This window comes from Serratia sp. SCBI (genome assembly GCF_000747565.1).
GTDB lineage: Bacteria > Pseudomonadota > Gammaproteobacteria > Enterobacterales > Enterobacteriaceae > Serratia > Serratia ureilytica.
Genome location: NZ_CP003424.1, coordinates 42,244 through 65,251, shown reverse-complemented (window position 1 = coordinate 65,251; position 23,008 = coordinate 42,244). Strand labels below are relative to the sequence as shown.

Below are 23,008 nucleotides of genomic sequence, written 5' to 3'. Positions count from 1 at the left end.
CCTCTTAGTTCTCGTTCTTCTTGTTGCACATCGGGAAGCCCAGCGCTTCGCGGGAAGCGTAGTAGGCTTCGGCAACGGCTTTGGTCAGCGTGCGGATGCGCAGAATGTAGCGTTGACGCTCGGTCACCGAAATCGCCTTGCGCGCGTCCAGCAGGTTGAAGGTATGGCCCGCCTTCAGGATGCGTTCGTAGGCCGGCAGCGGCAGCGGTTTTTCCAGCGCCAGCAGCGATTGGGCTTCTTTCTCGTACTGCTCGAAGCAGGAGAACAGGAAATCGACGTCGGCGTATTCGAAGTTGTAGGTGGACTGCTCCACTTCGTTCTGATGGAACACGTCGCCGTAGGTGGTGACGCCCAGCGGGCCGTTGCTCCACACCAGATCGTACACGCTGTCCACGCCCTGGATGTACATCGCCAGACGCTCCAGGCCATAGGTGATCTCGCCGGTCACCGGCTTGCACTCCAGGCCGCCGACCTGCTGGAAGTAGGTGAACTGCGTCACTTCCATGCCGTTCAGCCACACTTCCCAACCCAGGCCCCAGGCGCCGAGCGTCGGGTTTTCCCAGTTGTCTTCCACGAAGCGGATGTCGTGGATGGTCGGATCCAGACCCAGCTCTTTCAGCGAGCCCAGGTAGAGTTCCTGAATGTTGTCCGGCGATGGCTTAATCACCACCTGGAACTGATAGTAGTGCTGCAGACGGTTCGGGTTTTCGCCGTAGCGGCCGTCGGTCGGGCGACGGGATGGCTGCACATAAGCGGCGGCCATCGGCTCCGGCCCCAGTGCGCGCAGGCACGTCATCGGGTGTGAGGTTCCCGCGCCGACTTCCATGTCCAATGGTTGAACGATGGTGCAGCCCTGGCGCGCCCAATAATCCTGCAGTGTCAGGATCAGGCCCTGGAAGGTCTTGGTATCAAACTTTTGCATGTTGAATTCGCACGCGATACAAGTGGATTTATATGGAATGCGCCAGTATACCCTTTGACCGTAAGATATACAGCCAGAATCCGGCAACAAGTGCGAATCGGGGCGAGAAGCGCTGGATTTTCACCCGTCGGCCAAGAAAAACGTCGGCGACATCGGCGCCGCAGAGGGCGAGGTAACCGCACCGCTTTCGCAGGCTCGGGTATCGGCTGGCTTTAGAGAAACGCCGATTCATCCCCCGCATGCTTCCACTACCGGCAGCTTGAGGCTTCTTCGACAAACAACAGGCGTGTTGAACAATATTCAAATAAGTGAATGGAATGAAAAAAAACATAACTCAGTGTTATATATTTACTTTATTCTCACCAACGCGGCATCGACTGAAATTTACTTGCCATAGTGACTCTGGTAGTATAACAAGAACAAATAACAGCCGCAGCTAAAAAGCCATTTAAGTCGCTTAGGAAAAAGATTGAAAATGATAGAGCTCTTTGACGTAGACTATAATTTGCTGCCAGATAACAGATCGAAAGAACTATTCTCTTTAAGAAAAAAAACGTTTAAAGACCGTTTAGACTGGCTCGTTAATTGCGAAAATAACATGGAGTTTGACGAATACGACAACCGTCACGCCACCTATATTTTCGGTACCTACCAAGATCACGTCATTTGCAGCTTGCGATTTATCGAAACGAAATACCCAAACATGATCAGCGATGGCGTATTCGACAATTACTTTAACGATATAAAACTCCCCGAAGGGAATTACGTTGAAGCCAGCAGATTATTTATAGACAAGGCGCGCATTCAAGCACTTCAACTCCATCAAGCGCCAATTAGCACCATGCTTTTCCTGTCGATGATAAACTATGCAAGAAGCTGCGGCTACGAAGGCATATACGCCATTATCAGTCACCCGATGCGCATTATTTTCCAACGCTCCGGCTGGCATATCTCGGTGGTAAAAACCGGATGCTCCGAAAAGAATAAAAATATTTATCTGATCTATCTGCCGATAGACGATGCCAACCGGAACAGATTGCTGGCGCGCATCAACCAACACGCCACAAAGTGGGATAACCCGTTGGATTCCTGGCCATTATCCTTCCGAGTCAGCGAGAAGCGGCCGGATGAGCTGCAGCTCCACACCTAACCTGATGGCATGTTTGGCATTGGTGACGCCAAGCTTTTTGACGGCGTTGCCGATGTGATATTTTACGGTGGTGAGTTTTATTCCCAGGATAAGGGCAATTTCTTGATAGGATTTACCTAAGCTCGCCCAGTAGATGATCTCATTTTCACGCTTGGAGAAAAACTCCCGCTGGTTCATTTTTTCAAAGTCAGCCGGCGTGCTCATTTCCTGGTAGAGCGCCGTCATTTTTCCGTGCATGGTAATCAGCAGCATTTGAATTTCGGCCTTATTATTGTCAATCTGCTGTTCAACATCCGCATCACAATGCTTATCCAACATAATGGATAACACCACCAGATTATGATGATGATCGTGCAAGACGAAAGTATACCCATTAATAATATTGTAGTTCTTGGCCATATCAAAAATCTTTGGCAATTTTAATCCTGCGCCAATTTCCAAATCTTTATCCCAGGTAAACGGGGTGATTCTATGCGATGCGGTAATCAAAACGGGATCAATAAACTGATAGTTATTTTTGATATAAAACTCGAACCACTCCGTCCTATTGGAAATGATTGAAAAGCTAGTCGGATTTCTTTTATTCATTATAGCATAGGCATATTTTATATTATTGTATTTGCTCAGCCCGCGTTCCAACTCTTCTTTTATAGAGGCATTAATGGTTTCATTATTGAAAAAAAAGTTAGACACTCACCAATCCTCTTCAAGAAATAACATCACTATAAAACTGAGAAGAGTATAACCCGGTTGCGCCGCCAAGTAAATTAAACCGACAGGCATAATAGGAAGCGTTAATAATCAACAGGCGTTTTAAAGAGTCAATTAAAATAATTTCGGAGGGGAAATTAATTTAATCGAGAAATAAGCGCGTCGCTGAAGAAGGGGCGGCAGAGGGCATTATCCGGCAAAGAAACACAAAGAAAACAAAATCATAACAACTCGGCATCATGACATGCATCTGACAAAAGCGTTCTGTCGCGTTGAAGATGAGAGGGGGCCAGACAGGCAGGCGAAAACGCCCCGCATCCGATGATGAAGGGAAAAAGCCATTGACAGTGAAGATTTGGATATACAATAATAACCAAAATTTTCCCTGGTGTTGGCCAAGTGGCTACCTGATCCTTTATAGGATCAGTTTTTTTTTGTAGCGCTGTATTTTATCGTTATGCAATAACGATAAGAACTTTCAGCGATAAATGATAGTTGTACTAAAGTACAGTCTCATCCGCCCACATCGCCTCGCCATCTCGCCGTCACAGGCTCTATCCTCTCCCGAGAGTTCTCAGAAGCGCGCGCTGACGCCGACGTTATACATAAACTGCTCGCCGCTGCTCAGGCCGCCGGTTTGCGAGACGGTGGCGAAGGCCGACACTCTGTCCGTCAACGGCATGTTGGCCCCCAGCGTGACATCCACCCAGTTTTTGTCCTGACCCGCACTGTCGCGAGTAAATGAGGTTTGCGTCGATTTCAGGCCGCCGCCGGCGCGGTAGACGTCATCGCCGAACTGATGCTGATAACTCACTTCCGCATAGGGGTTAAACACGCCGAATTGCGTATCCAACCGCCAGCCCAACGCGCCGATCTGCGAATGATAGGTTTGATCGTTGAAGCGCATGGCGGTGCTGTCATCACCGTCTTCGCTGTAGCCGGACACATGACTGTAATCCCAGGCGAACTGCGCCACCGGCCCGGTGGTGAGGTAAGCAGCGATAGGGAAGTCATAGCCGGCGGTCACGCGCGCGCCCCACTGCTTGCCGGAGGTCGAACCGGTTTCGGTGCGCGTCAGCGGCCCCAACCGCATGCTGCGACGGATGTCGTCATAATCCATCGTCGCATAGTGCAGATCGGCATTGACCCACCCCTGCTCGAATATGGCCAGCGAACTGAAGGCCGACAGCAGCACCCCACGCGCCTTGTAGTCATAGCGGCTGGAAGGATGCTGATCGTCGTTGGAACCGGCGATCAACGCACCGATCAACCAGCTGTCGGTCAGCTGATAGTCCACGCCGACGGTCAGGTTGTGGGTGGTGGCGTTGCCATCTCCCGCCGCCCGGTTATCGGCATAGTCATAGTGCTGGCCTGCGTAGCCGCCGAACACGCCCAGCGAGCCCTGCGGATTGTCGCCGTTGCGCAGCTGCTGGAAACGGCTGTCGAGCGTGGCGCGGCTGTCACGCGCCATCGCCGCCGTCGCCTGATTCAGCGCCACCACCTGCGCCGGGCCATCCAACACCGCCTGGATATAATCCGCAATCAGCAGGTGCGCCTGCGGGCTGGGGTGGAAATGGTCGGAGAACAGATAGGACTGGCCGGCGTCGAAGCCGGGCATGTCGGAACGGCAAACCGCCGAGGAAACGCCCGCCGGACAAGCCATGCCGGCCGTGTTGGCGAAGCCGAACTGCGCCGGATTGGCGATCGCTTCGGCGAACAGCTTGTTCACGTCCACCCGCACGATATTGCCGCCCCCCTGCGCCAGCAAACGGTCTTCGCTTTGATTATAGAAATCGGTCAGCTGAGCGGCCTGCGCGCTCAGGCTGTCATACGCCGCCACAAGCTGGGCGGCGATCGCCTGCTGCACCTGAGGGATCGCGCTGCCCTGCTTCGCCGCGGCGGCCAACGCCGCGTGGATCGCCTGCGTGCGCGAAGCGTTGTCCGGGGTTGCCACCGAATTGAGCGTGGCATAGGCCGCCTGAATCGCCGCCCCCTGTACCGGCGGCAGCGCCTGCTGAATAATCAGCTCCATCAGCTGCGGCGTGGAGCCGATGTTCGGCACCGTCGGCACGATCACCGTGCCGGCGCCGGCGTTCAGCAGCGAATGCACCTGCGCGGCGGCGGCCGCGGCGCTGTTATAGGCCACGCCGGGCGCGGTAGCGGCGTTCAGCGCCGCCGCCGCCAAATCGTTACCGCCGATCCAGTGAATATACAAACCGTCGCCATCGGCCTGGCCGTTAACCCGATTCAGGTAGCGCTGCACCTGATCCTGAGTGTTGTCGACCGGGTTCAGGCCCGGCACCGCCACGGCGCCGCCGGCGGCGTAGTTTTCACCGCCGTTGTCCGAGGCCACCAGCGCCGCGCCGATGCGTTGCGCCAACGCTTCGTCGTACAGCAGGTGCTGACTGCCGTCATAGGTGAACCGGCCGTTGTTGCCGGTATCACTCAGGCTGTCGCCAAAGACGTAGAGTTGGTCATACGCCTGAACCGGAAGGGTCACACTGCAAAGTAACGCCACTGCAAGCGCCGCCGGGCGGGGCATGCATGTTATTTTTAGAGGCATGAATCGACTCCTGAGAGCCTGCAAATGAAGGCAATGTCGTTTTTATCGTTGGCCGGTTTTCCACCGGCCATGTAGTAACTATTGTCGGCTTTTTCGTCACGTCAAGCGGGGCTGCGGACAAAACAATCAGAGGCTTGCCAAGTTCACCGCTTCGAGCGATGATTACTGTTCATAAATACAGCATAAGGACATTCAGGATGGCAGACGAACGTTGCGGTTGGGTGACGGCCGATCCGTTGTATCTCGAGTATCACGACAAGGAATGGGGCACGCCCACCACCGACGCGCGCGAGCTGTTTGAAATGCTGTGTCTGGAGGGACAACAGGCCGGTCTTTCCTGGATCACCGTGCTGAAAAAGCGCGAGAACTACCGCCGCGCCTTCCATGATTTCGATCCGCAGCGGGTCGCCGCCATGACCGAACAAGACGTGGAAAGGCTGCTGCAAGACAGCGGCATCATCCGTCACCGCGGCAAGATAGAAGCCATCATCACCAACGCCAAAGCCTATCTGGCGATGGAGGCGGCCGGCGAGAATTTCGTCACCTTCATATGGGACTTCGTCGGCGGCCGGCCCCAGCTCAACCGCTGGCAGGCGCTGAACCAGGTTCCGGCCAAAACCGAGCAGTCAGACGCCATGTCCAAGGCGTTGAAAAAGCGCGGCTTCAAGTTTATCGGCTCCACCATCTGTTACGCCTTCATGCAGGCCAGCGGGCTGGTGAACGATCATCTCACGGGGTGCATGTGCTACCCAAAGCCACGGTGATCCGCCCCTGTGGCCCGGCGGATATTGACCGGCTGATGGCGCTCTGGCTGCCCAGCACCATCGCCGCCCATCCGTTCGTGGCGGAAAAATACTGGCGTGAAAGCGCCGCACTGGTGCGGGAAAATTACCTGCCGCGCGCGCAGAGCTGGGCCTGCTGGCATGAAAACGAGATCGTCGGCTTTATCAGCGTGCTGGACGAACAGTTCATCGGCGCGCTGTTTGTCGATCGGGCGTATCACGGCCGCGGCGTAGCCCGGGCGCTGATGACGCACGTGCAGCAGCGCTACCGCCGGCTCAGCCTGGAGGTTTATCAGCAAAACCTGCGCGCCTGCGCGTTTTACCACAAGCACGGTTTTCAGGTGACGCAGCGCCTGTTTAACGACGAAACCCAGGCCTATACGCTGATCATGAACTGGCCGGCAATCGAGAATTCAACCGGTTACGGTTAAAAAAGGCGCATTCGCGCCCTGGCGGCGCGCAATTAGGAATCCGCTGCATGGCGCCGCCCGGCGTTTTGTCGCATAACTCCCCCAGCACTTACCCGCGCTCATCATTTGTCACGTTTTTCTCCGGAACTGCCGGCGAGCCAACGCGTCATAGTAGCGCGGTGATGCGGGCCCCACCTGCGTCGCCTACTTTTTTGCGCCCCCGTGTTGGGCCGGCGCGTACAGATATTGATGCCATTAAGGACAAGAACATGAAAAAACGCATTGCAATTATTGCCGGCGCAGTGAGCGTCGCGCTCACGCTGTCGGCCTGTACCACCAACCCTTACACCGGCGAATCCGAAGTCGGCAAGTCCGGCATCGGCGCGGGCCTCGGGGCCGCACTGGGCGCCGGCGTCGGCGTACTGTCCTCTTCCAAGAAAGATCGCGGCAAGGGCGCGCTGATCGGCGCGGCGGCCGGTGCGGCGCTCGGTGGCGGCGCTGGCTATTACATGGACGTGCAGGAAGCCAAACTGCGCGAGAAGATGAAAGGCACCGGCGTCAGCGTCACCCGTCAGGGCGACAACATCGTGCTGAACATGCCGAACAACGTGACCTTCGACAGCAGCAGCGCCACGCTGAAACCGGCGGGCGCCAATACCCTGACCGGCGTCGCCATGGTGCTGAAAGAGTATCCGAAAACCGCAGTCAACGTCATCGGCTACACCGACAGCACCGGTTCCCGTTCGCTCAACATGAACCTGTCGCAGCAGCGCGCCGATGGCGTAGCCAGCGCGCTGATCACCCAGGGCGTGGCGGCGAACCGTATCCGCACCGCCGGTGCCGGCCCGGACAACCCGATCGCGTCCAACAGCACCGCGGAAGGCAAGGCGCAAAACCGCCGCGTCGAGATCACCCTCAGCCCGCTGCAGTAATCCCGCGCGGGGCGCCACCGGCGCCCCGCCGCTTCCCTGCGATTTTCTCCTTATCCTTCAACATTCCCGCCCGCACGCCGGGTATGGTAGTCTCCTTGGCAATTAACCGCAGGAGGGATCGGCTGTGAGCACTGTCAAGGCAACGCGCGCCTCAGGACGCGCCACCATCAGCGATGTAGCGAGCATCGCCAAAACCGGCAAGACCAGCGTGTCACGCTATCTGAATGGTGAACAGCACCTGCTTTCCGACGATCTCAAACAGCGCATCGAACAGGCGATCCAGCAGCTCGACTACCGCCCAAGCCAGATGGCGCGCAGCCTGAAGGGCGGCCAAACGCGCCTGATCGGCCTGATCCTCGCCGATATCACCAACCCCTATTCGGTGGACGTGATGCGCGGCATCGAGGCCGCCTGCCGCCAACACGGCTTTACCCTGCTGGTGTGCAACACCAACAACGAAGTCAATCAGGAACAGCACTACCTGCAGCTGCTCAGCAGTTACCGGGTGGAAGGCATCGTGGTCAACGCGGTCGGCATGCGCGAGGAAGCGTTATCCACGCTGCAACAGTCGATGCTGCCGATGGTGCTGATCGACCGCAAAATCCCCGACTTCGCCTGCGACGTAGTGGGCCTGAACAACCGTGAAGCCGCCACCGTCGCCACCGAGCACCTGCTGCAACAAGGCTTCGAAGCGATCCTGTTCCTCAGCGAACCGCTCGGTACGGTCAATACCCGCCTGGAACGCCTGCACGCCTTCAGGCATACCATGGCGCAGCACCCTGCGCTGCTGGCGGAGCAGGCCGAAACGCCGCTCAACGATCGGCAGAAGCTGGAACAGGTGCTGAGCGATTTCAGCGGCCGTCATCGCGGCATGCGCAAGGCGGTGATCTCCGCCAACGGCGCCCTGACGCTGCAGGTGGCGCGCGCCATGCGCCGGCTCGGCATCCAGTGGGGCAACGACATCGGCCTGCTGGGCTTCGACGAGCTGGAGTGGGCGGAACTGGCGGGCGTCGGCATCACCACGCTGAAACAACCCACCTACCAAATGGGGCACGCGGCGCTGGAGCGGCTGGTGCAGCGTATTCAGGGTCTGGCCGCCCCCAGCGGCGAGCAGATGTTCTCCGGCGAGCTGATCGTCCGCGGCTCCACCACCCGCTAACCCGCCTTCTCCGGGGCCTTAACCGCCCCGCCTTCATCGGCTGTTTTTTGCTCAGCTTCGTGATTGCGATCATATTTTTACACTCTGTCGCTTTCTACTGGAACCGGTTCCATTTAACGTACCGGTAACAGCAGCGGCGGCGACAATGCCGCCTCAGGAGTCAAAATGAAAACAGAAATCATCGTGGTCACCGGCGCCTACGGCGCCGATACCGTCAAACAACAGGGCGGCCAGCGCGCGCTGTTGCCCATCATCGCCGGCGCGGGCGCCGACGGGGTGGAGATCCGCCGCGAACTGTTCGCCGCCGGCGAACTGGACAGCCTGCCTGCGCTGGCCCAGGAGATAGAACGCCAGCAGCTGTTCGCCGTCTATTCCGCCCCTGAGGCGCTGTTCACTCCGCAACATACGCTGAACCCCAATCTGCCGGCGCTGCTGGCGGAAGCGCAGGCGCTGAACGCGCGCCAGCTGAAGCTCTCCCTCGGCCATTTCCGCCCCGGCTTCGATTTTACCGAGCTGAAAGTGGCGCTGGAGCAACATCCGGTCAAACTGGTGGTCGAGAACGACCAAACGCCGGACTGCGGCATTTTGTCGATGCTGAACGCCTTTTTCCATGCAGCGGAAGATAGCCACCTGCCGGTCAGCATGACCTTCGATATGGCCAACTGGCTGTGGGTGGGGCAAGACGCCTTCGCCGCCGCCGAGCGCCTGGCCCGCCACGTCGGTTACGTGCACGTCAAGGCCGCGACGCAAGGCCCGCGCGGCTGGCGCGCCATTGCGCTGGACGATACCGACGGCAGCTGGCGCGATCTGCTGGCCCGCCTGCCGCACGATGCGCCGCGCGGCATCGAATTCCCGTTGCAGGGTGATGACCTGGAAGCCGTCACCCGCCATTACGTCAATATTTTGCGTGCGGAGTAACCCCATGATGACAACGTTAACGGCAACGACGGCGCAGCAGGCGCCCCTGGATGTGGTCACGCTGGGTGAAGCCATGGCGATGTTCGTGGCGGCGCAGACCGGCGATTTGGCGGAGGTGGAAACCTTCACCAAACGCATCGCCGGCGCCGAACTGAACGTGGCGATCGGCCTGGCCCGTCTGGGCATGAACGTCGGCTGGGTCAGCCGCGTCGGCAACGACTCGTTTGGCCGCTTCACCCTGCAGCAGCTGAAAAAAGAAGGCATCAACTACCGGCAGGTGACGGTCGACGGCCACTATCCGACCGGTTTTCAGGTGAAATCCAAGACTACCGATGGTACCGATCCCAGCGTGGAATATTTCCGTAAAGGCTCGGCGGCCAGCCGCCTGTCAGTCGCCGATTTCAACCGCGAGTATTTCGGTTCCGCGCGCCACCTGCACCTGAGCGGCGTGGCGGCGGCGCTGTCCGGCGAATCGCTGGTGCTGTGCCACCATGCGGCGCGCGAGATGCGCGCCATGGGCAAAACCATTTCGTTCGATCCCAATCTGCGCCCGGTGCTGTGGCCCAGTCGCGAGGTGATGATCGAGCAGCTGAACCAGCTGGCGTTCGCCGCCGACTGGGTGCTGCCGGGGTTGAAAGAGGGACAGATCCTCACCGGCCAGTCGACGCCGGAAGGCATCGCCGATTTCTATCTGGAGCGCGGCGTGCAGGCGGTGATCATCAAAACCGGCCCGGACGGCGCCTGGTTTAAAACCGCCGCCGGCGATAAAGCGGCGGTGGCCGCGGTCAAGGTCGACAACGTGGTGGATACCGTAGGGGCGGGTGACGGCTTTGCCGTCGGCACCCTCAGCGCCCTGCTGGAAGGCAAAACGCTGGTACAGGCGGTGCAACGCGGCAACAAAATCGGCTCGCTGGCGATCCAGGCCATCGGCGACAGCGAAGGCCTGCCGACCCGCGCGGCGCTGGCCGAATAACAATAAAAAAACGACTTCTCCGCATGACGTCAGCCTCTGGCCCTACAACCGGGACGCGTCGGGAGAGCATCTGCCCCTTCGTCTTTCATGCCCAACGGGCTGGGCGAAGGGGATGCAACACCACTGAAGGATACTGAACATGAACAAAGCGACTGTCGCGGCCAAACGCTGGTGGTACATCATGCCCATCGTGTTTATCACCTACAGCCTGGCCTATCTCGATCGCGCCAACTTCAGCTTCGCCTCCGCCGCCGGCATCAATGAGGATCTCGGCATCACCAAGGGCATGGCCTCGCTGCTGGGCGCGCTGTTTTTCCTCGGTTATTTCTTCTTCCAAATTCCCGGCGCCATCTACGCCGAGCGCCGCAGCGTCAAAAAACTGATCTTCTGGTGCCTGATCCTGTGGGGCGGCTGCGCCTCGCTGACCGGCGTGGTCAGCAATATCCCGATGCTGGCCGCCATCCGCTTTATCCTCGGCGTGGTGGAAGCGGCGGTGATGCCGGCAATGCTGATCTACATCAGCAACTGGTTCACCAAATCGGAGCGTTCACGCGCCAATACCTTCCTGATCCTCGGCAACCCGGTGACGGTGCTGTGGATGTCGGTGGTGTCCGGTTACCTGATCCACGCCTTCGGCTGGCGCGAAATGTTCATCATCGAGGGCATTCCGGCGGTCATCTGGGCGTTCTGCTGGTGGGTGCTGGCGAAAGACAAACCGGCGCAGGCCGGCTGGTTGAGCACCGATGAGAAACAGGCGCTGCAACAGCAGCTGGACGAAGAACAGAAAGGCATCAAGGCCGTGCGCAACTACGGCGAAGCCTTCCGTTCGCGCAACGTGATCCTGCTGTGCGTGCAGTACTTCGCCTGGAGCATCGGCGTATACGGCTTCGTGCTGTGGCTGCCTTCCATCCTGCGCAGCGGCATGCAGATGGGCATGGTGGAAGCCGGCTGGCTGTCGGCGGTGCCTTACCTGGCGGCGACCATCGCCATGATCGTGGTCTCCTGGGCGTCGGACAAAATGCAAAACCGCAAGCTGTTTGTCTGGCCGCTGCTGCTGATCGGCGCGCTGGCGTTCTTCGGCTCTTACGCCGTCGGCACCAACCATTTCTGGATCTCTTACGGCCTGCTGGTGGTCGCCGGCGCCGCGATGTACGCCCCTTATGGGCCGTTCTTCGCCATCATTCCGGAAATGCTGCCGAAAAACGTCGCCGGCGGCGCCATGGCGCTGATCAACAGCATGGGCGCGCTGGGTTCGTTCTTCGGTTCCTGGTTCGTCGGTTACCTGAACGGCGCCACCGGCAGCCCGGCGGCTTCCTACATGTTTATGGCTATCGCACTGGTGGTGGCGGTGGTGTTGACGCTGATCGTCAAGCCCGCCCGCAACGAGATCCAGCCGCAGATGGCTTGATCCGGTTATACTTTTTCTCTGTCAATCAACCCGAGGGGGCGCCAGGCCCCCTTTGGCCCAGCTGGAGTTCGTGATGAAACCTTCTATCGTATTGTACAAAAGCCTGCCCGCCGACCTGCGTGAACGTCTGGAACAGCACTTCACCGTACACGCGTTCAACGGCCTGCAGCCGGAGAACCGCGAGGAACTGCGCCAGGCGTTGCAGCAGGCCGAAGGAATCATCGGTTCCGGCGGCAAAATTGACGAAGCCTTCCTGCAGCAGGCGCCCAAACTGCGCGCGGCCTCGACCGTTTCCGTCGGCTACGACAACTTCGACGTCGAGGCGCTCAACGCCCATAACGTGCTGTTGATGCACACCCCGACGGTGCTGACCGAAACCGTCGCCGACACCATCATGAGTCTGGTGCTGGCGACGGCGCGCCGGGTGGTGGAAGTGGCGGAACGGGTCAAAGCCGGCGAATGGCGCGGCAGCATCGGGCCGGACTGGTTCGGCGTCGACGTGCACCACAAAACCATCGGCATCCTCGGCATGGGCCGCATCGGCCTGGCGCTGGCGCAGCGCGCGCACTTCGGCTTCGGCATGCCGGTGCTGTACAACGCCCGCCGCACGCACGAAGAGGCGGAGCAACGCTTCAACGCCCGTCGCTGCGACCTGGATACCCTGCTGGCCGAGTCGGATTTCGTTTGCATCACGCTGCCGCTGACCGAACAAACTTTCCAGCTGATCGGCCGCGATCAGCTGGCGAAGATGAAGAAAAGCGGCATTCTGATCAACGCCGGCCGCGGGCCGGTGGTGGATGAGCAGGCGCTGATCGAAGCGCTGCAAAACGGCGTGATCCACGCCGCGGGGTTGGATGTGTTCGAGAAGGAACCGCTGCCGGCCGACTCGCCGCTGCTCAGCATGCCGAACGTGGTGGCGTTGCCGCACATCGGCTCCGCCACCCATGAAACGCGCTACGGCATGGCAGCCTGCGCGGTGGATAACTTGATCGCGGCATTGACCGGCACAGTGAAAGAAAACTGCGTCAACCCTCAGCTGTTGCAGAAATAACTTATCGAGGCCGGCGATCTGAGGATCGCCGGCCTCACCGCTTTTTGCAGCTATCGACGGAGTATCTTCACTCCGTCAACCTCACGGGCTTCCCCCTTATCTTGCTGACGACAAATTTACCCACGTCGTCATTGGCGATCAGCATGACCAGCAGCAGCATCACCAACACCGCCAGTTTCATATGGCTGTAGGCTATCGACGGGTCAAAAGCCTCCAGCAACAGCGTAATGCAGGGTGAAACATTCACAATAATGTTGGTGGTCAAGGCGCTGGTGAGTTCAATACCCTTTTGCAGCATCCATAGCGGCAATATATTCCCTAATATGACGATGATCGGCAGGTACATCCAGAAGCTGGGTTGCGTCGTTGCCAATACGCCTTCGCTCGGCAACATCAGCGCGCAAACGCCAATGAGCAAGGGAAATCTGAACGACTGAATATTGACGGCGTTAAACGCTTGTTTGGACAATGATTTTGCAATATAGGTGCCGACAGCCATACAGGTTGAGGTGACGAGACACACTAAGCCAAGCGCCAGAACAAATAGGGTGTTTGAATCGAAGGGGTTAAAACGCTGCCCTTTCACGGCCAATATCATCAGAACGGCGACAATAAAAGCCAGCATCACGGCTATAACGATGTTTTTTGCACCCACCGAGTTTCGGTTATAAATCTCAATGAAAACAGAAATGATCGGACTCAGTCCAAAAAGCATGGCCACCAGAATGGAGGGCTCCGTCCATTTCAACCCAACGAAAAGCCCAACCCAAGCTCCCAGCGTAGAGATATTCAATAATAGAATTAATTTCCAGGCGTTGAGGCAAGCTCGCAGCTTGACGGGGAAAAACAGCACGGAGATCACAAAGAAACCGAGCCAGGTCAAGGTGAAAGTCCAAAACAATAATACGAACAGATCGATGCTCTGCAACAAACCTGAGAGAAAAACATCTATGGCCGCACCCAGGATGCAATATCCAAGAATGTACGTTGGGCCGGACGCCTTGATTTTAGTGTTCATAGACTTCAAACATGCCCTTACTTTCAAGGCCAACGATATATTGATAGTCGGCATTGAGCTGATCGGCGCAACGGTGGCTTAACGCAATCCAGCCCGGAGAGCTGTAAACGTCCGTCGTGAGTTTTATTTCCTGATCAACATCCGGCAGATTTGATTTCTTGTAGGAAGGCAAACCGGCAATGGTATCGACATGCTTAACGGCCTTGATAGTGCCAGCGCTAAAAGATATCAGCTCTTTAATTTTTAAATAGTTTAACGGTTTATATTCCTCTGCGACCGCTTCCAGGAATGCCTCGGTTGAACACACGCTCAGTACCAGTTCGTCAATCTGCGTGCGCTTCAACGCCAGGGATGACAACGCCGGAAAACCCGCGCCGTGCGGTCTGGCCCCGGTTTCAATTAGCGTCCAACCGTCTTTGGTTAAAAACAGTTCCGAGTGCGCTGCGCCAAACGTGATCCCTAAAGCATCCAGACAGCTAAAGATGTAATCTTTGAGCTGAGCGTGATTCTGCGCATCGAAGGAGGTCAGTTCGGTGAACTCACAGATGGAATCGGCCCCGTTGTAACTGCCCTTACCCATCTTCCATATCGCACAGATCTTGTGACGGCCTTGATAACTGACAGTATCGACGACGTACTCTTCCCCTCAATAAAAGGCTGCAGAATAATGACTTCATTTTTTAAATTGAGCTGATTGCTTTTTTTTGAACAAATCACCCGAATGAGCTTCAACTTCTTCAACCGTTTTGCAAACAAAAACGGAGTCCGTGCCTGCGCTGTCAACGGGTTTTAGGACCAGCTTCCGGTATTTTTTAAACAGCTCGGTCGCATATTGCGTAGCGTCTTTAAGGGTAGTTAACCGGTGCGTGGGGATATGATTGATCGCGCTATTTTTCAGGCACTCCTGCATCAGGTATTTATTCCTGCGAGAACGGCTCGTGCCGGTATCGTTACCGGGCAGGTCCAGAAGCTCAGCCAGGTGATCTGCGAGTTCAATGCCTGTTTCACAGCCTGCAATCACCGCGATAACATCATACTCTTGCAATTGATTGAGGATCTCATCCCCCGTGTATTGCAAACTGATAAAGAAATCATCCCCTCTGTAGCTATTCAGCAGCTTCGCCGGTATATCTTCTCGACTTTGAATGTGCGCGCACCCGTATCCTTTTTTATTGAATTCCGGTGCCACATCATTTCCGGATGAGTAGGCGTCAACGAGGATGACGATTTTTTTCGTGTCTTTGATGTCCATGCAGCGGGTTACTCCGTACTATAATCAGGGCCGAATATTAACGTTCGATTGTCTTGGCGTCGAATTTACGCTCGACGCCCTTTTACTTTATGAAGGGAACGTGTCAGCAAATTTGTGAGAAGTCGGTGCGTTCAATACTTTTAGCCAGGTGTGTCATTTCGCGATATTTATCAGATTTATCACCACCCGGCTGATAGATTCTATACCGCCAATAACGCCAAAGAGATGTCAGGATGGCGGCGTATTCCGTATAGGTTTTCAACACCTTAATTTCGCGCGCTTCAAGCATTCTTACAGAATTATAACCCGCGATGATATGCTTCGCTTTTTCCGGCGACAGCGTCCCATTGATGCCGCAGGTGCCGACAATCGCCATGGCGATATCGAAAACGGAGTGATAAATACAGGTCAACTCAAAATCTATCATGCCGACGAACTGCTCGCCTTCAAACAGCATATTGTCGTAGAAAAGATCGGAATGGATGACAGAGGTAGGCAAGCCGCTGATGCGTTCTACGGCAAGATGCCTGAGTCTGTCTTTGGCCCAGCGCTCATAATCCTGATCGATATTGGCATCGAGGGCATCCATGAACTTTTTCTGCTCATAGAAGACTGAGTCTGTTAAGAAATTAGGGACGGGGATCGTATGCAGTTTCGCCATGGCAACGCCAAGCTGCCTGAGCATATGTTCGTTGAAATCCCGGCGGACGGCGCCATCCATATAGGTTCTTAATAGAGAGTGCTTGCCCCTTAATATAATTGAATAGCTTTCTTGCCCTTTGGGTTTGACCAGCAAGGAGGTCTCATAATCATGTGCTTCCAGCCATACCAGCGTCTTTGCCATGATCTCAACATCATCACGGCTTTGCTCTTCAATAATGCTGAAAACACAGCGGCCGATATCCGTTTCGAGGCAGTAATTGGTATTGCCGGATCCCATCCCCAAGAAGGCGCTGCTTTTTACCGTCAGCCCATAAAGAGATTCTATGCGGTGAACTTCATCACTATTCAACGTTGAGCCTGTTTGCATTTCTAATTCCATATCATTCACTTGAGCGCTTGATGCAAATCTTCATACAAGTCATTAACGTCTTCGATGCCGACTGACATTCGTATTAATTGCCTCGTAATCCCTGATTTTTTCTGCTCCTGCTCGCTAAGACTTCTGAACGACGATGAGGCCTGATAAGGCGAGTTCAGCGTGGTCTCCAAATCCCCCAAACTGTTGGAAGGGACGATGAGATTTAACTTCTTCTGAAAACTTGTCGCGTCAAACCGCGGGGCGATTTCAAAGCTGACCATGCCGCCGAACCCCCGCATCTGTTCGCGGGCAACGCTATGATTATGATGACTCGGCAACCCCGGATAGAACACGTTCGTCACATTAGGGTGCTCATTTAAACGGCTGGCCAGTTCCATCGCGTTGCGGTTAATGGCATTCATTCGAATGGCCAACGTGCGCAAGCTTCGCTCAAGCAGATGACATGACTGCGCGTTCAGACACCCGCCAAAGTCATTCATATATTCGGCCATTGCAGCAATGGACTCTTCACTGCCGACAGCCACGCCGCCTGACACATCGCCGTGGCCACCCAAAAACTTGGTGGCGCTGTGCAATACCAAATCGACGCCATATTCCAGAGGGTTTTGGTTGATCGGCGTCGCCACGGTGTTATCAATAATGGTGAACACCCCCGACTCTTGGCGAATCGGGTCAATAGCTCAATGTTCAGGATTTTAAGCAATGGATTAGTCGGTGTTTCGATATATATCATTCGCGTATTCGAATTGACTAATGCGATGATGCTCTCTACTTCACAACTCTCCGAAACGCTGTATGTGATGCCTAATTTTGCAAAATGATTCTGTACAAACTTGAGCGCACCTGAATACACGCCGTTTTGTAAAACAATATGGTCACCGGCTTTTAAATGCGAAAGCATCGCCGTCGCGAAAGCCGCCATACCGGAACTGAATACCAGAGCGGCCTCACCACCGCTTTCCAATGCACACATCTTCTCGGCAACGGCGCGCTGATTGGGTAAGTTACCATGTCTTGGATAGACATCTTCTGTCATATCAAGATGCTTGTGAGAACTCGCGGAGAATAGCGGAGAAAGAATGCCACCATGCATTTCGTCGATAATGGTCCCGCTGTGAACGGCAAGAGTTTCTTTTGCTAACACGGTTACTGCCTATTTTCGAGTATCAGGAAGTGGGGGGCATGCCTTGAATAAAGGATCCCCCCGTTCATGTGAGTCTTTATTACGATGGGTTATTTGGCACCGCGAACATCGGGGTGAAATCGATTAAAATGACATCGCGGAAGCCCACCTTACCGTGCCCATCCACATGAACCGGTTTCACCTGGTGCCAGACTAGATCATCAACGATGCCGATGGAGTCCAGCGGTTTGAGCATCGCCTCATTACACAGGATGTTCGTCTTGGTGTTATCTGTAATGATGTTCTCACCGCCAGAAACACCATCACGATTGATCAAATGTATCCAGGTGCAAGGCTCGCCATCCTTATGAAGTCGATTCGGTACGGAAATCCCCGGCGCATCAACCGTCGCTTTCATTCTGATGAAGTGAATGCCGACCTCCATGGGAATCGTGGAAGCATACTCATGTAACGGGGAGTTTTTAAAATCATGCAGGACAAGCGATGTGATCAGATTATTTGACAAAATTTCGTTTGGAACAGGCTGAAACTTCCTTGCCTCCTCAACGACTTCATCATTAAATCCGACATCTTGTTTGTAACTGTAGGCGTGTTCGGAAGATTGAGGAATCAAGAGATTAAAGCAAGGTAAAAGCACATATTTACTGTGCTGCCGATAGCGCCCCGCATTTTCGCCGTAGGGATCCAGAGCAAGCGTATCGAAATGCCGCTGAATAATACTTAAGTCTGATTTTTGCGCATCGGTAAGGTTAAAGTCATCCGAAGCCAATTTGCAATACCCTACATCTGTCATCATGGGGTATGCGCTCACACGGCACTCAAGTGTGTTCTCAAACTCTTTAATGTTACCACGAATCATCGTGCAATCTTCCTTTTTACTCTGATTGGAATAACGACATATTGATGTTCACCGCAATGCTCATGAACATTGAACAGCAAATGCTTCCCTGTTTTTCAAGTGAAGTAATTCATCTCAAAAATAAAAGAGCTTGATTATTTATTCTTTAAACTTCCTGCACGCTAAAAAGTGCGAAAGAGACTTTTATAGATTTCCTTTTCCACTTATTTATCGAAACCAGACTTGCGCTGTTTTTCATTGCTACCTGACCTCATCTCACTTGTACGCGGTGAGCGAAAGTCTACGCTGCATACGGGTTTTCAAATGACGCCAGGTGAATCGGCGCGAAACCTTTATCCTCCACCCCTACCCACCTAATGGGCTGCGATGCCTGGCGATGCGCATCTGCCGGACACAGAGCGCCCTACCCTGGCGTTACGCCGCTGAATGCTATTTGCGGCTCCCTCGCGGGCAGTATTATTAGTATTTTTTATACAAAATAGCCAATTTTCAGCAACGGCAACGTACATGCCCCATGCCGGCCAGCAGGAGACACCGCTCATCAAACCGATTACTCTGTAGAGAGACAGAGACGAAAATGGCAACAAAACTATGGACAGGCAAGTAAAATCACCTTGAAAGCCGTGCTTTTGGCATGGCTTCATCCACGCTACCGCACTACTCATCCCTTTCCGAGCATTAGTTTAGACAATCTTTATTGTTAAGATAAATTTAACGGATGCGGAAGTTACTCGATATGGTTATAAATTGCCATAGTGTTAATGAAATGCAGCGAAAAAGTGTGATCTGGGTCGGGGCCGCAAAACCTGTGCCAACCCTAAGATCGCGTGGCTGAAAGGTTGAGGCGATAATGGCGTGGGCCGGCGAACGGTCACAATAATCCAGCGTAATATGCTGCTAATCGAACGCAGGGCAAAACTTGTGCCCACCGGTCGATTTGTCAGCCGCATTGCAGCGGGGTTTATCTGGCGGTATGGTGGGTGATTACCTGCTAAAAAACAGTACTGCTGCACCTATGACTTTCTCACTTTTCGGCGAAAAATTTACCCGTTATGCGGGCATTACCCGTTTGATGGACGACCTGAACGAAGGCCTGCGCACCCCCGGCGCCATCATGCTCGGCGGCGGCAACCCCGCACAGATCCCAGAGATGGAAGCCTATTTCAAACAGCTGTGCCAGGAGATGCTCGACCAGGGCAAACTGACCGAAGCGCTGTGCAACTACGACGGCCCGCAAGGCAAGGACGCGCTGCTGAAAGCGCTGGCCAATCTGTTGCGCGACGAGCTCGGCTGGGAGATCTCGCCACAGAATATTGCACTGACTAACGGCAGTCAGAGCGCGTTTTTCTACTTGTTCAACCTGTTCGCCGGCCGCTACGCCGACGGCTCGCGCCGCCGCGTGTTGTTCCCACTGGCGCCGGAATATATCGGCTATGCCGACGCCGGGCTGGATGAAGGGCTGTTCGTCTCCGCCAAACCGAACATCGAGCTGCTGCCGGACGGCCAGTTCAAGTATCACGTCGATTTCGAACATCTCACCATCGGCGATGACATCGGCATGATCTGCGTTTCACGGCCGACCAACCCGACCGGCAACGTGATCACCGACGAAGAGCTGATGAAGCTCGATCTGCTGGCGCAACAGCGCGATATTCCGCTGGTTATCGACAACGCCTACGGCGTGCCGTTCCCCGGCATCATCTTCAGCGACGCCACGCCGCTGTGGAACCCGAACACCATTCTGTGCATGAGCCTGTCCAAGCTCGGCCTGCCCGGCTCGCGCTGCGGCATCGTGATCGCCGACGAGAAGGTGATCACCGCGCTGACCAACATGAACGGCATCATCAGCCTGTCTCCAGGCAGCATGGGGCCGGCGATGGCGACGGAAATGATCGCGCGCGGCGATCTGCTGCGCCTGTCGAACGAGGTGATTCGCCCGTTTTACAAACAGCGCGTCGAGCACACCATCGAGATCATTCGCCGCTACCTGTCGCCGGAACGCTGCCTGATCCACAAACCGGAAGGGGCTATCTTCCTCTGGCTGTGGTTCAAGGATCTGCCGATCACCACCGAAGTGCTGTATCAGCGCCTGAAAAAGCGCGGCGTGCTGATGGTGCCGGGCCACTACTTCTTCCCGGGGCTGGAGCACGACTGGCCACACACTCACCAGTGCATGCGCATGAACTACGTGCCCGATCCGGAGAAAATCGAGCGCGGCGTGGCTATTCTGGCGGAAGAGATCGAGCGCGCACATCAGGAAGGCTAACGCCGACTGATTGAAAATCGACCGATAAAGATATACGATACATATATCGTATATCTTTTTTTGGAGGGCCAACGATGACTCGCATCGTGATCGATTTACCTGAAGAAGACCTGCGGCAGCTCGATAATCTGAAAAATATCCGCCACGTTCCCCGGGCCGAGATCATTCGTCAAGCAGTCTCTCGCTATCTGACGGAGAACCACGTGGAAGATCCCAGCAACGCTTTCGGGCTCTGGTCCGGGGCGATGGGAGATGGCGTGGAGTACGAAAATCGTCAGCGTGAGGAGTGGGAATAATGGTGGCTCAACGGGCGTTATTCGACACCAATATCCTGATCGATTATCTCAACGGCATTCCTCAAGCCAGGGACGTTCTGGTCGAGTATCACATCAATCCGGCCATCAGCGCCATCACCTGGATGGAAGTGATGGTAGGTGCTAAAAAACAGGGTCCGGCACTGGAGCTGAAAACACGTCAGTTTTTAGGGCAATTTCTGCTGCTGCCTATTACCGATGAAGTCGCCGAACGCGCCGTAGAACTGCGCCACTCACAGCATGTGAAACTGCCAGACGCCATTATCTGGGCCACCGCGCAGGTGGGATTCCGGATGCTCATCTCCCGCAACCCCAAAGATTTCGGCACTGACAATGGCGTGTTGATGCCTTATCGGCTGTAGACGATCCGCACTACAACGTCCAGAACAGCACCGCCAGCAGCTGCGGCGACATGATGCGCAGGAACATCGCCAGCGGATATACGGTGGCGTAAGACAGCGCGGCGGCACCGCTGGTGGGATGCAGGCCGTTGGCGAAGGCCAGCGCCGGCGGATCGGTCATCGACCCCGCCAACATGCCGGACAGCGTCAGATAGTTCATCTTGCCCACCGTGCGCGCCAGAATGCCGACGCTCAGCAGCGGAATGGCGGTGATCAACGCGCCATAACCAATCCATGTCAGCCCCTCGCCATGCAGCAACGTATCGATAAAATTGCCGCCCGATTTCAAACCGACCACCGCCAGAAACAGCACGATGCCCAGTTCGCGCAGCGCCAGGTTGGCGCTCGGCGGCATAAACCAGTACAGCTTGCCGATACTGCCGATGCGCCCCAGGATCAGCGCCGCCACCAACGGCCCGCCGGCCAGCCCCAGCCGCAATGCCGCCGGGAAGCCGGGCACAAACAGCGGAATGGAGCCCAGCAGCACCCCGAGGCCGATGCCGATAAAGACCGGCAGCATCTGCACCTGCTGCAGCTTTTGTTGGGCGTTGCCGACGATTGCCGTCACCGCGTCGATGGCCTCCGGCCGGCCGACCAGGTTGAGAATATCGCCAAACTGCAGCGTCACGTTGCTGCCGGCCACCAGCTCCACGCCGGCGCGGTTGAGGCGTGAAATCACCACGTCATATTTCTGCTTCAGGTTCAGATCGCGGATTTTTTTCCCCAGCACCTGCTCGTTGGTCACCGCCGCCCTCACTACCTGCAGCGCAGTGCCGCGCGTGGACAGCGAAGCGTCGACCTCTTCGCCGATCACCAGCCGGGCGTTCTCCAGATCTTCGCGTTTGCCCACCAGGTGCAGATAGTCGCCGAGCTCCAGCCGCTCATGCGGCGCCGGCACCATCAACATCTCGCCGCGTTTGAGGCGCGAACAGACGATCGCTTCACCGTTGAGCAGCGGCACGCTTTTGATCGCCATGCCCTGCAGATTGGGGTTACGCACCGCCACGTTCATGGCGTGCAACAGCTCGCGCTGATTGCCCAGGCTGCTTTCAAACGCCTGCGCCTCGCGCTCGATGTTGATGCGAAAAACCAATCGGATCAGCCACATCACCAGCAGGATGCCGCAAATGCCGAACGGATAGGCCATGGCGTAACCCATGCCCATGCCGTCCACCAATGCCGGATCGGAACCGAGATCGGTCAGGATTTGCTGACCGGCGCCCAGCGCCGGCGTGTTGGTGACCGCGCCGGAGAACACGCCGAGGATGATCGGCAGCGGCACGTCGAACAGCTTGTGCACCGCCGCCGCCACTGCGCCGCCGGTCAGCACCAGCAGCACCGCGAAGGCGTTGAGCCGCAGACCGGAGACGCGCAGCGAAGAGAAGAAGCCGGGGCCAACCTGAATGCCGATGGTGTAAACGAACAGGATCAGGCCAAACTCCTGGATGAAGTGCAGCATGTCCCCGTTCAGGCTGATTTGCCCGCTCTGGGCGAAGTGGCCGACCAGGATGCCGCCGAACAGCACGCCGCCAATCCCCAGCCCGACACCGTACAACTTCCAGTTCCCCATCCACAGCCCAATGACGGCCGCCAACGCCAACATGCTGACGGTCAGGGCGATATCGCTCATAGGTCACATCCTTGCCAAAGTTGAATAGGGGATTTGCGGACATAGACACACAATTAACAAGGATTATGGCATCGGGCAGACGGGGGGACTGTGGCGTGCGCCA

General features: G+C 56.0%; 21 protein-coding genes and 1 pseudogene. 12 read left to right on the top strand and 10 right to left on the bottom strand.

All coding sequences use genetic code 11. The annotated features are described in order from the left end of the window. Positions 1-4: 4 nt before the first annotated feature. Positions 5-922, bottom strand: coding sequence for a glycine--tRNA ligase subunit alpha (gene glyQ, locus SERRSCBI_RS00310; protein WP_004933966.1), 918 nt, complete (start codon positions 920-922; stop codon positions 5-7). A 475-nt stretch (positions 923-1,397) separates the two neighbouring features. Between glyQ and SERRSCBI_RS00305 the strand changes: the two genes are divergently transcribed. After that, on the top strand, positions 1,398-2,072 hold the full coding sequence (locus tag SERRSCBI_RS00305) for an acyl-homoserine-lactone synthase (protein WP_042783396.1): 675 nt from the start codon (positions 1,398-1,400) through the stop codon (positions 2,070-2,072). Here SERRSCBI_RS00305 and SERRSCBI_RS00300 read toward each other — a convergent pair. Next, on the bottom strand, positions 2,019-2,765 hold the full coding sequence (locus tag SERRSCBI_RS00300; protein ID WP_033645125.1) for a LuxR family transcriptional regulator: 747 nt from the start codon (positions 2,763-2,765) through the stop codon (positions 2,019-2,021). The genes SERRSCBI_RS00305 and SERRSCBI_RS00300 overlap by 54 nt on opposite strands. Before the next feature lie 592 nt (positions 2,766-3,357). Then, a complete protein-coding gene (locus tag SERRSCBI_RS00295; RefSeq protein ID WP_033645126.1) occupies positions 3,358-5,346 on the bottom strand; it encodes an autotransporter domain-containing esterase in 1,989 nt (662 codons plus the stop codon). A 197-nt stretch (positions 5,347-5,543) separates the two neighbouring features. On the opposite strand from SERRSCBI_RS00295, the gene SERRSCBI_RS00290 reads away from it, so the two are divergent. From SERRSCBI_RS00290 to ghrB, 8 genes are all read left to right on the top strand, one after another. Further along, entirely contained in the window at positions 5,544-6,110 is a 567-nt protein-coding gene (locus tag SERRSCBI_RS00290) for a DNA-3-methyladenine glycosylase I (RefSeq protein WP_042783395.1), read from the top strand. After that, the gene (locus SERRSCBI_RS00285; RefSeq protein ID WP_033645128.1) at positions 6,107-6,559 is read left to right on the top strand and encodes an N-acetyltransferase; all 453 of its coding nucleotides are present in this window, start codon (positions 6,107-6,109) and stop codon (positions 6,557-6,559) included. Before SERRSCBI_RS00290 ends, SERRSCBI_RS00285 begins: the two co-directional genes overlap by 4 nt. A 248-nt stretch (positions 6,560-6,807) precedes the next feature. Next, entirely contained in the window at positions 6,808-7,470 is a 663-nt protein-coding gene (locus tag SERRSCBI_RS00280; RefSeq protein WP_042783394.1) for an OmpA family lipoprotein, read from the top strand. Between the two features lie 124 nt (positions 7,471-7,594). Next, the gene (locus tag SERRSCBI_RS00275) at positions 7,595-8,629 is read left to right on the top strand and encodes a LacI family DNA-binding transcriptional regulator (RefSeq protein ID WP_004933951.1); all 1,035 of its coding nucleotides are present in this window, start codon (positions 7,595-7,597) and stop codon (positions 8,627-8,629) included. Positions 8,630-8,794: 165 nt separating this feature from the next. Beyond that, on the top strand, positions 8,795-9,547 hold the full coding sequence (locus SERRSCBI_RS00270) for a sugar phosphate isomerase/epimerase (RefSeq protein WP_033652313.1): 753 nt from the start codon (positions 8,795-8,797) through the stop codon (positions 9,545-9,547). 7 nt (positions 9,548-9,554) lie between these two features. Then, positions 9,555-10,520, top strand: a complete 966-nt coding sequence (locus SERRSCBI_RS00265; protein WP_042785615.1) for a sugar kinase — start codon at positions 9,555-9,557, stop codon at positions 10,518-10,520. Positions 10,521-10,659: 139 nt separating this feature from the next. Then, entirely contained in the window at positions 10,660-11,928 is a 1,269-nt protein-coding gene (locus tag SERRSCBI_RS00260; RefSeq protein WP_042783393.1) for an MFS transporter, read from the top strand. Positions 11,929-12,001: 73 nt separating this feature from the next. Further along, complete coding sequence (gene ghrB, locus SERRSCBI_RS00255) at positions 12,002-12,979, top strand: glyoxylate/hydroxypyruvate reductase GhrB (protein ID WP_042783392.1); 978 nt, start codon at positions 12,002-12,004, stop codon at positions 12,977-12,979. A gap of 67 nt (positions 12,980-13,046) precedes the next feature. On the opposite strand, the gene SERRSCBI_RS00250 is transcribed toward ghrB, so the two are convergent. From SERRSCBI_RS00250 to SERRSCBI_RS00225, 6 genes and pseudogenes are all read right to left on the bottom strand, one after another. After that, positions 13,047-13,997: a hypothetical protein gene (locus SERRSCBI_RS00250; RefSeq protein WP_042783391.1), complete on the bottom strand. Its 951-nt coding sequence runs from the start codon at positions 13,995-13,997 to the stop codon at positions 13,047-13,049. Then, a complete protein-coding gene (locus tag SERRSCBI_RS00245; protein WP_042783390.1) occupies positions 13,987-14,577 on the bottom strand; it encodes a hypothetical protein in 591 nt (196 codons plus the stop codon). Before SERRSCBI_RS00245 ends, SERRSCBI_RS00250 begins: the two co-directional genes overlap by 11 nt. 93 nt (positions 14,578-14,670) lie before the next feature. Beyond that, positions 14,671-15,249, bottom strand: coding sequence for a hypothetical protein (locus tag SERRSCBI_RS00240; protein ID WP_042783389.1), 579 nt, complete (start codon positions 15,247-15,249; stop codon positions 14,671-14,673). Between the two features lie 103 nt (positions 15,250-15,352). Next, positions 15,353-16,291: a phosphotransferase gene (locus SERRSCBI_RS00235; protein WP_084587940.1), complete on the bottom strand. Its 939-nt coding sequence runs from the start codon at positions 16,289-16,291 to the stop codon at positions 15,353-15,355. 5 nt (positions 16,292-16,296) lie between these two features. Continuing rightward, positions 16,297-17,384 (bottom strand): annotated as a pseudogene (locus SERRSCBI_RS24965) (PLP-dependent aspartate aminotransferase family protein). 130 nt (positions 17,385-17,514) lie between these two features. Next, positions 17,515-18,294 (bottom strand): 2OG-Fe dioxygenase family protein, encoded by a 780-nt coding sequence (locus SERRSCBI_RS00225; RefSeq protein ID WP_033645137.1) that lies wholly within the window; start codon positions 18,292-18,294, stop codon positions 17,515-17,517. 1,015 nt (positions 18,295-19,309) lie between these two features. Between SERRSCBI_RS00225 and SERRSCBI_RS00220 the strand changes: the two genes are divergently transcribed. The 3 genes from SERRSCBI_RS00220 to SERRSCBI_RS00210 all read left to right on the top strand — a co-directional run bounded on the left by SERRSCBI_RS00220 (position 19,310) and on the right by SERRSCBI_RS00210 (position 21,236). Then, positions 19,310-20,560, top strand: a complete 1,251-nt coding sequence (locus tag SERRSCBI_RS00220) for a valine--pyruvate transaminase (RefSeq protein ID WP_004933935.1) — start codon at positions 19,310-19,312, stop codon at positions 20,558-20,560. Positions 20,561-20,634: 74 nt separating this feature from the next. After that, positions 20,635-20,856 (top strand): ribbon-helix-helix domain-containing protein, encoded by a 222-nt coding sequence (locus SERRSCBI_RS00215; protein WP_025304767.1) that lies wholly within the window; start codon positions 20,635-20,637, stop codon positions 20,854-20,856. Beyond that, positions 20,856-21,236: a type II toxin-antitoxin system VapC family toxin gene (locus tag SERRSCBI_RS00210; protein ID WP_025304766.1), complete on the top strand. Its 381-nt coding sequence runs from the start codon at positions 20,856-20,858 to the stop codon at positions 21,234-21,236. Before SERRSCBI_RS00215 ends, SERRSCBI_RS00210 begins: the two co-directional genes overlap by 1 nt. Before the next feature lie 10 nt (positions 21,237-21,246). Here SERRSCBI_RS00210 and SERRSCBI_RS00205 read toward each other — a convergent pair whose 3' ends face one another. Beyond that, positions 21,247-22,905: a putative transporter gene (locus tag SERRSCBI_RS00205; RefSeq protein ID WP_042783386.1), complete on the bottom strand. Its 1,659-nt coding sequence runs from the start codon at positions 22,903-22,905 to the stop codon at positions 21,247-21,249. Between the last annotated feature and the right edge of the window lie 103 nt (positions 22,906-23,008).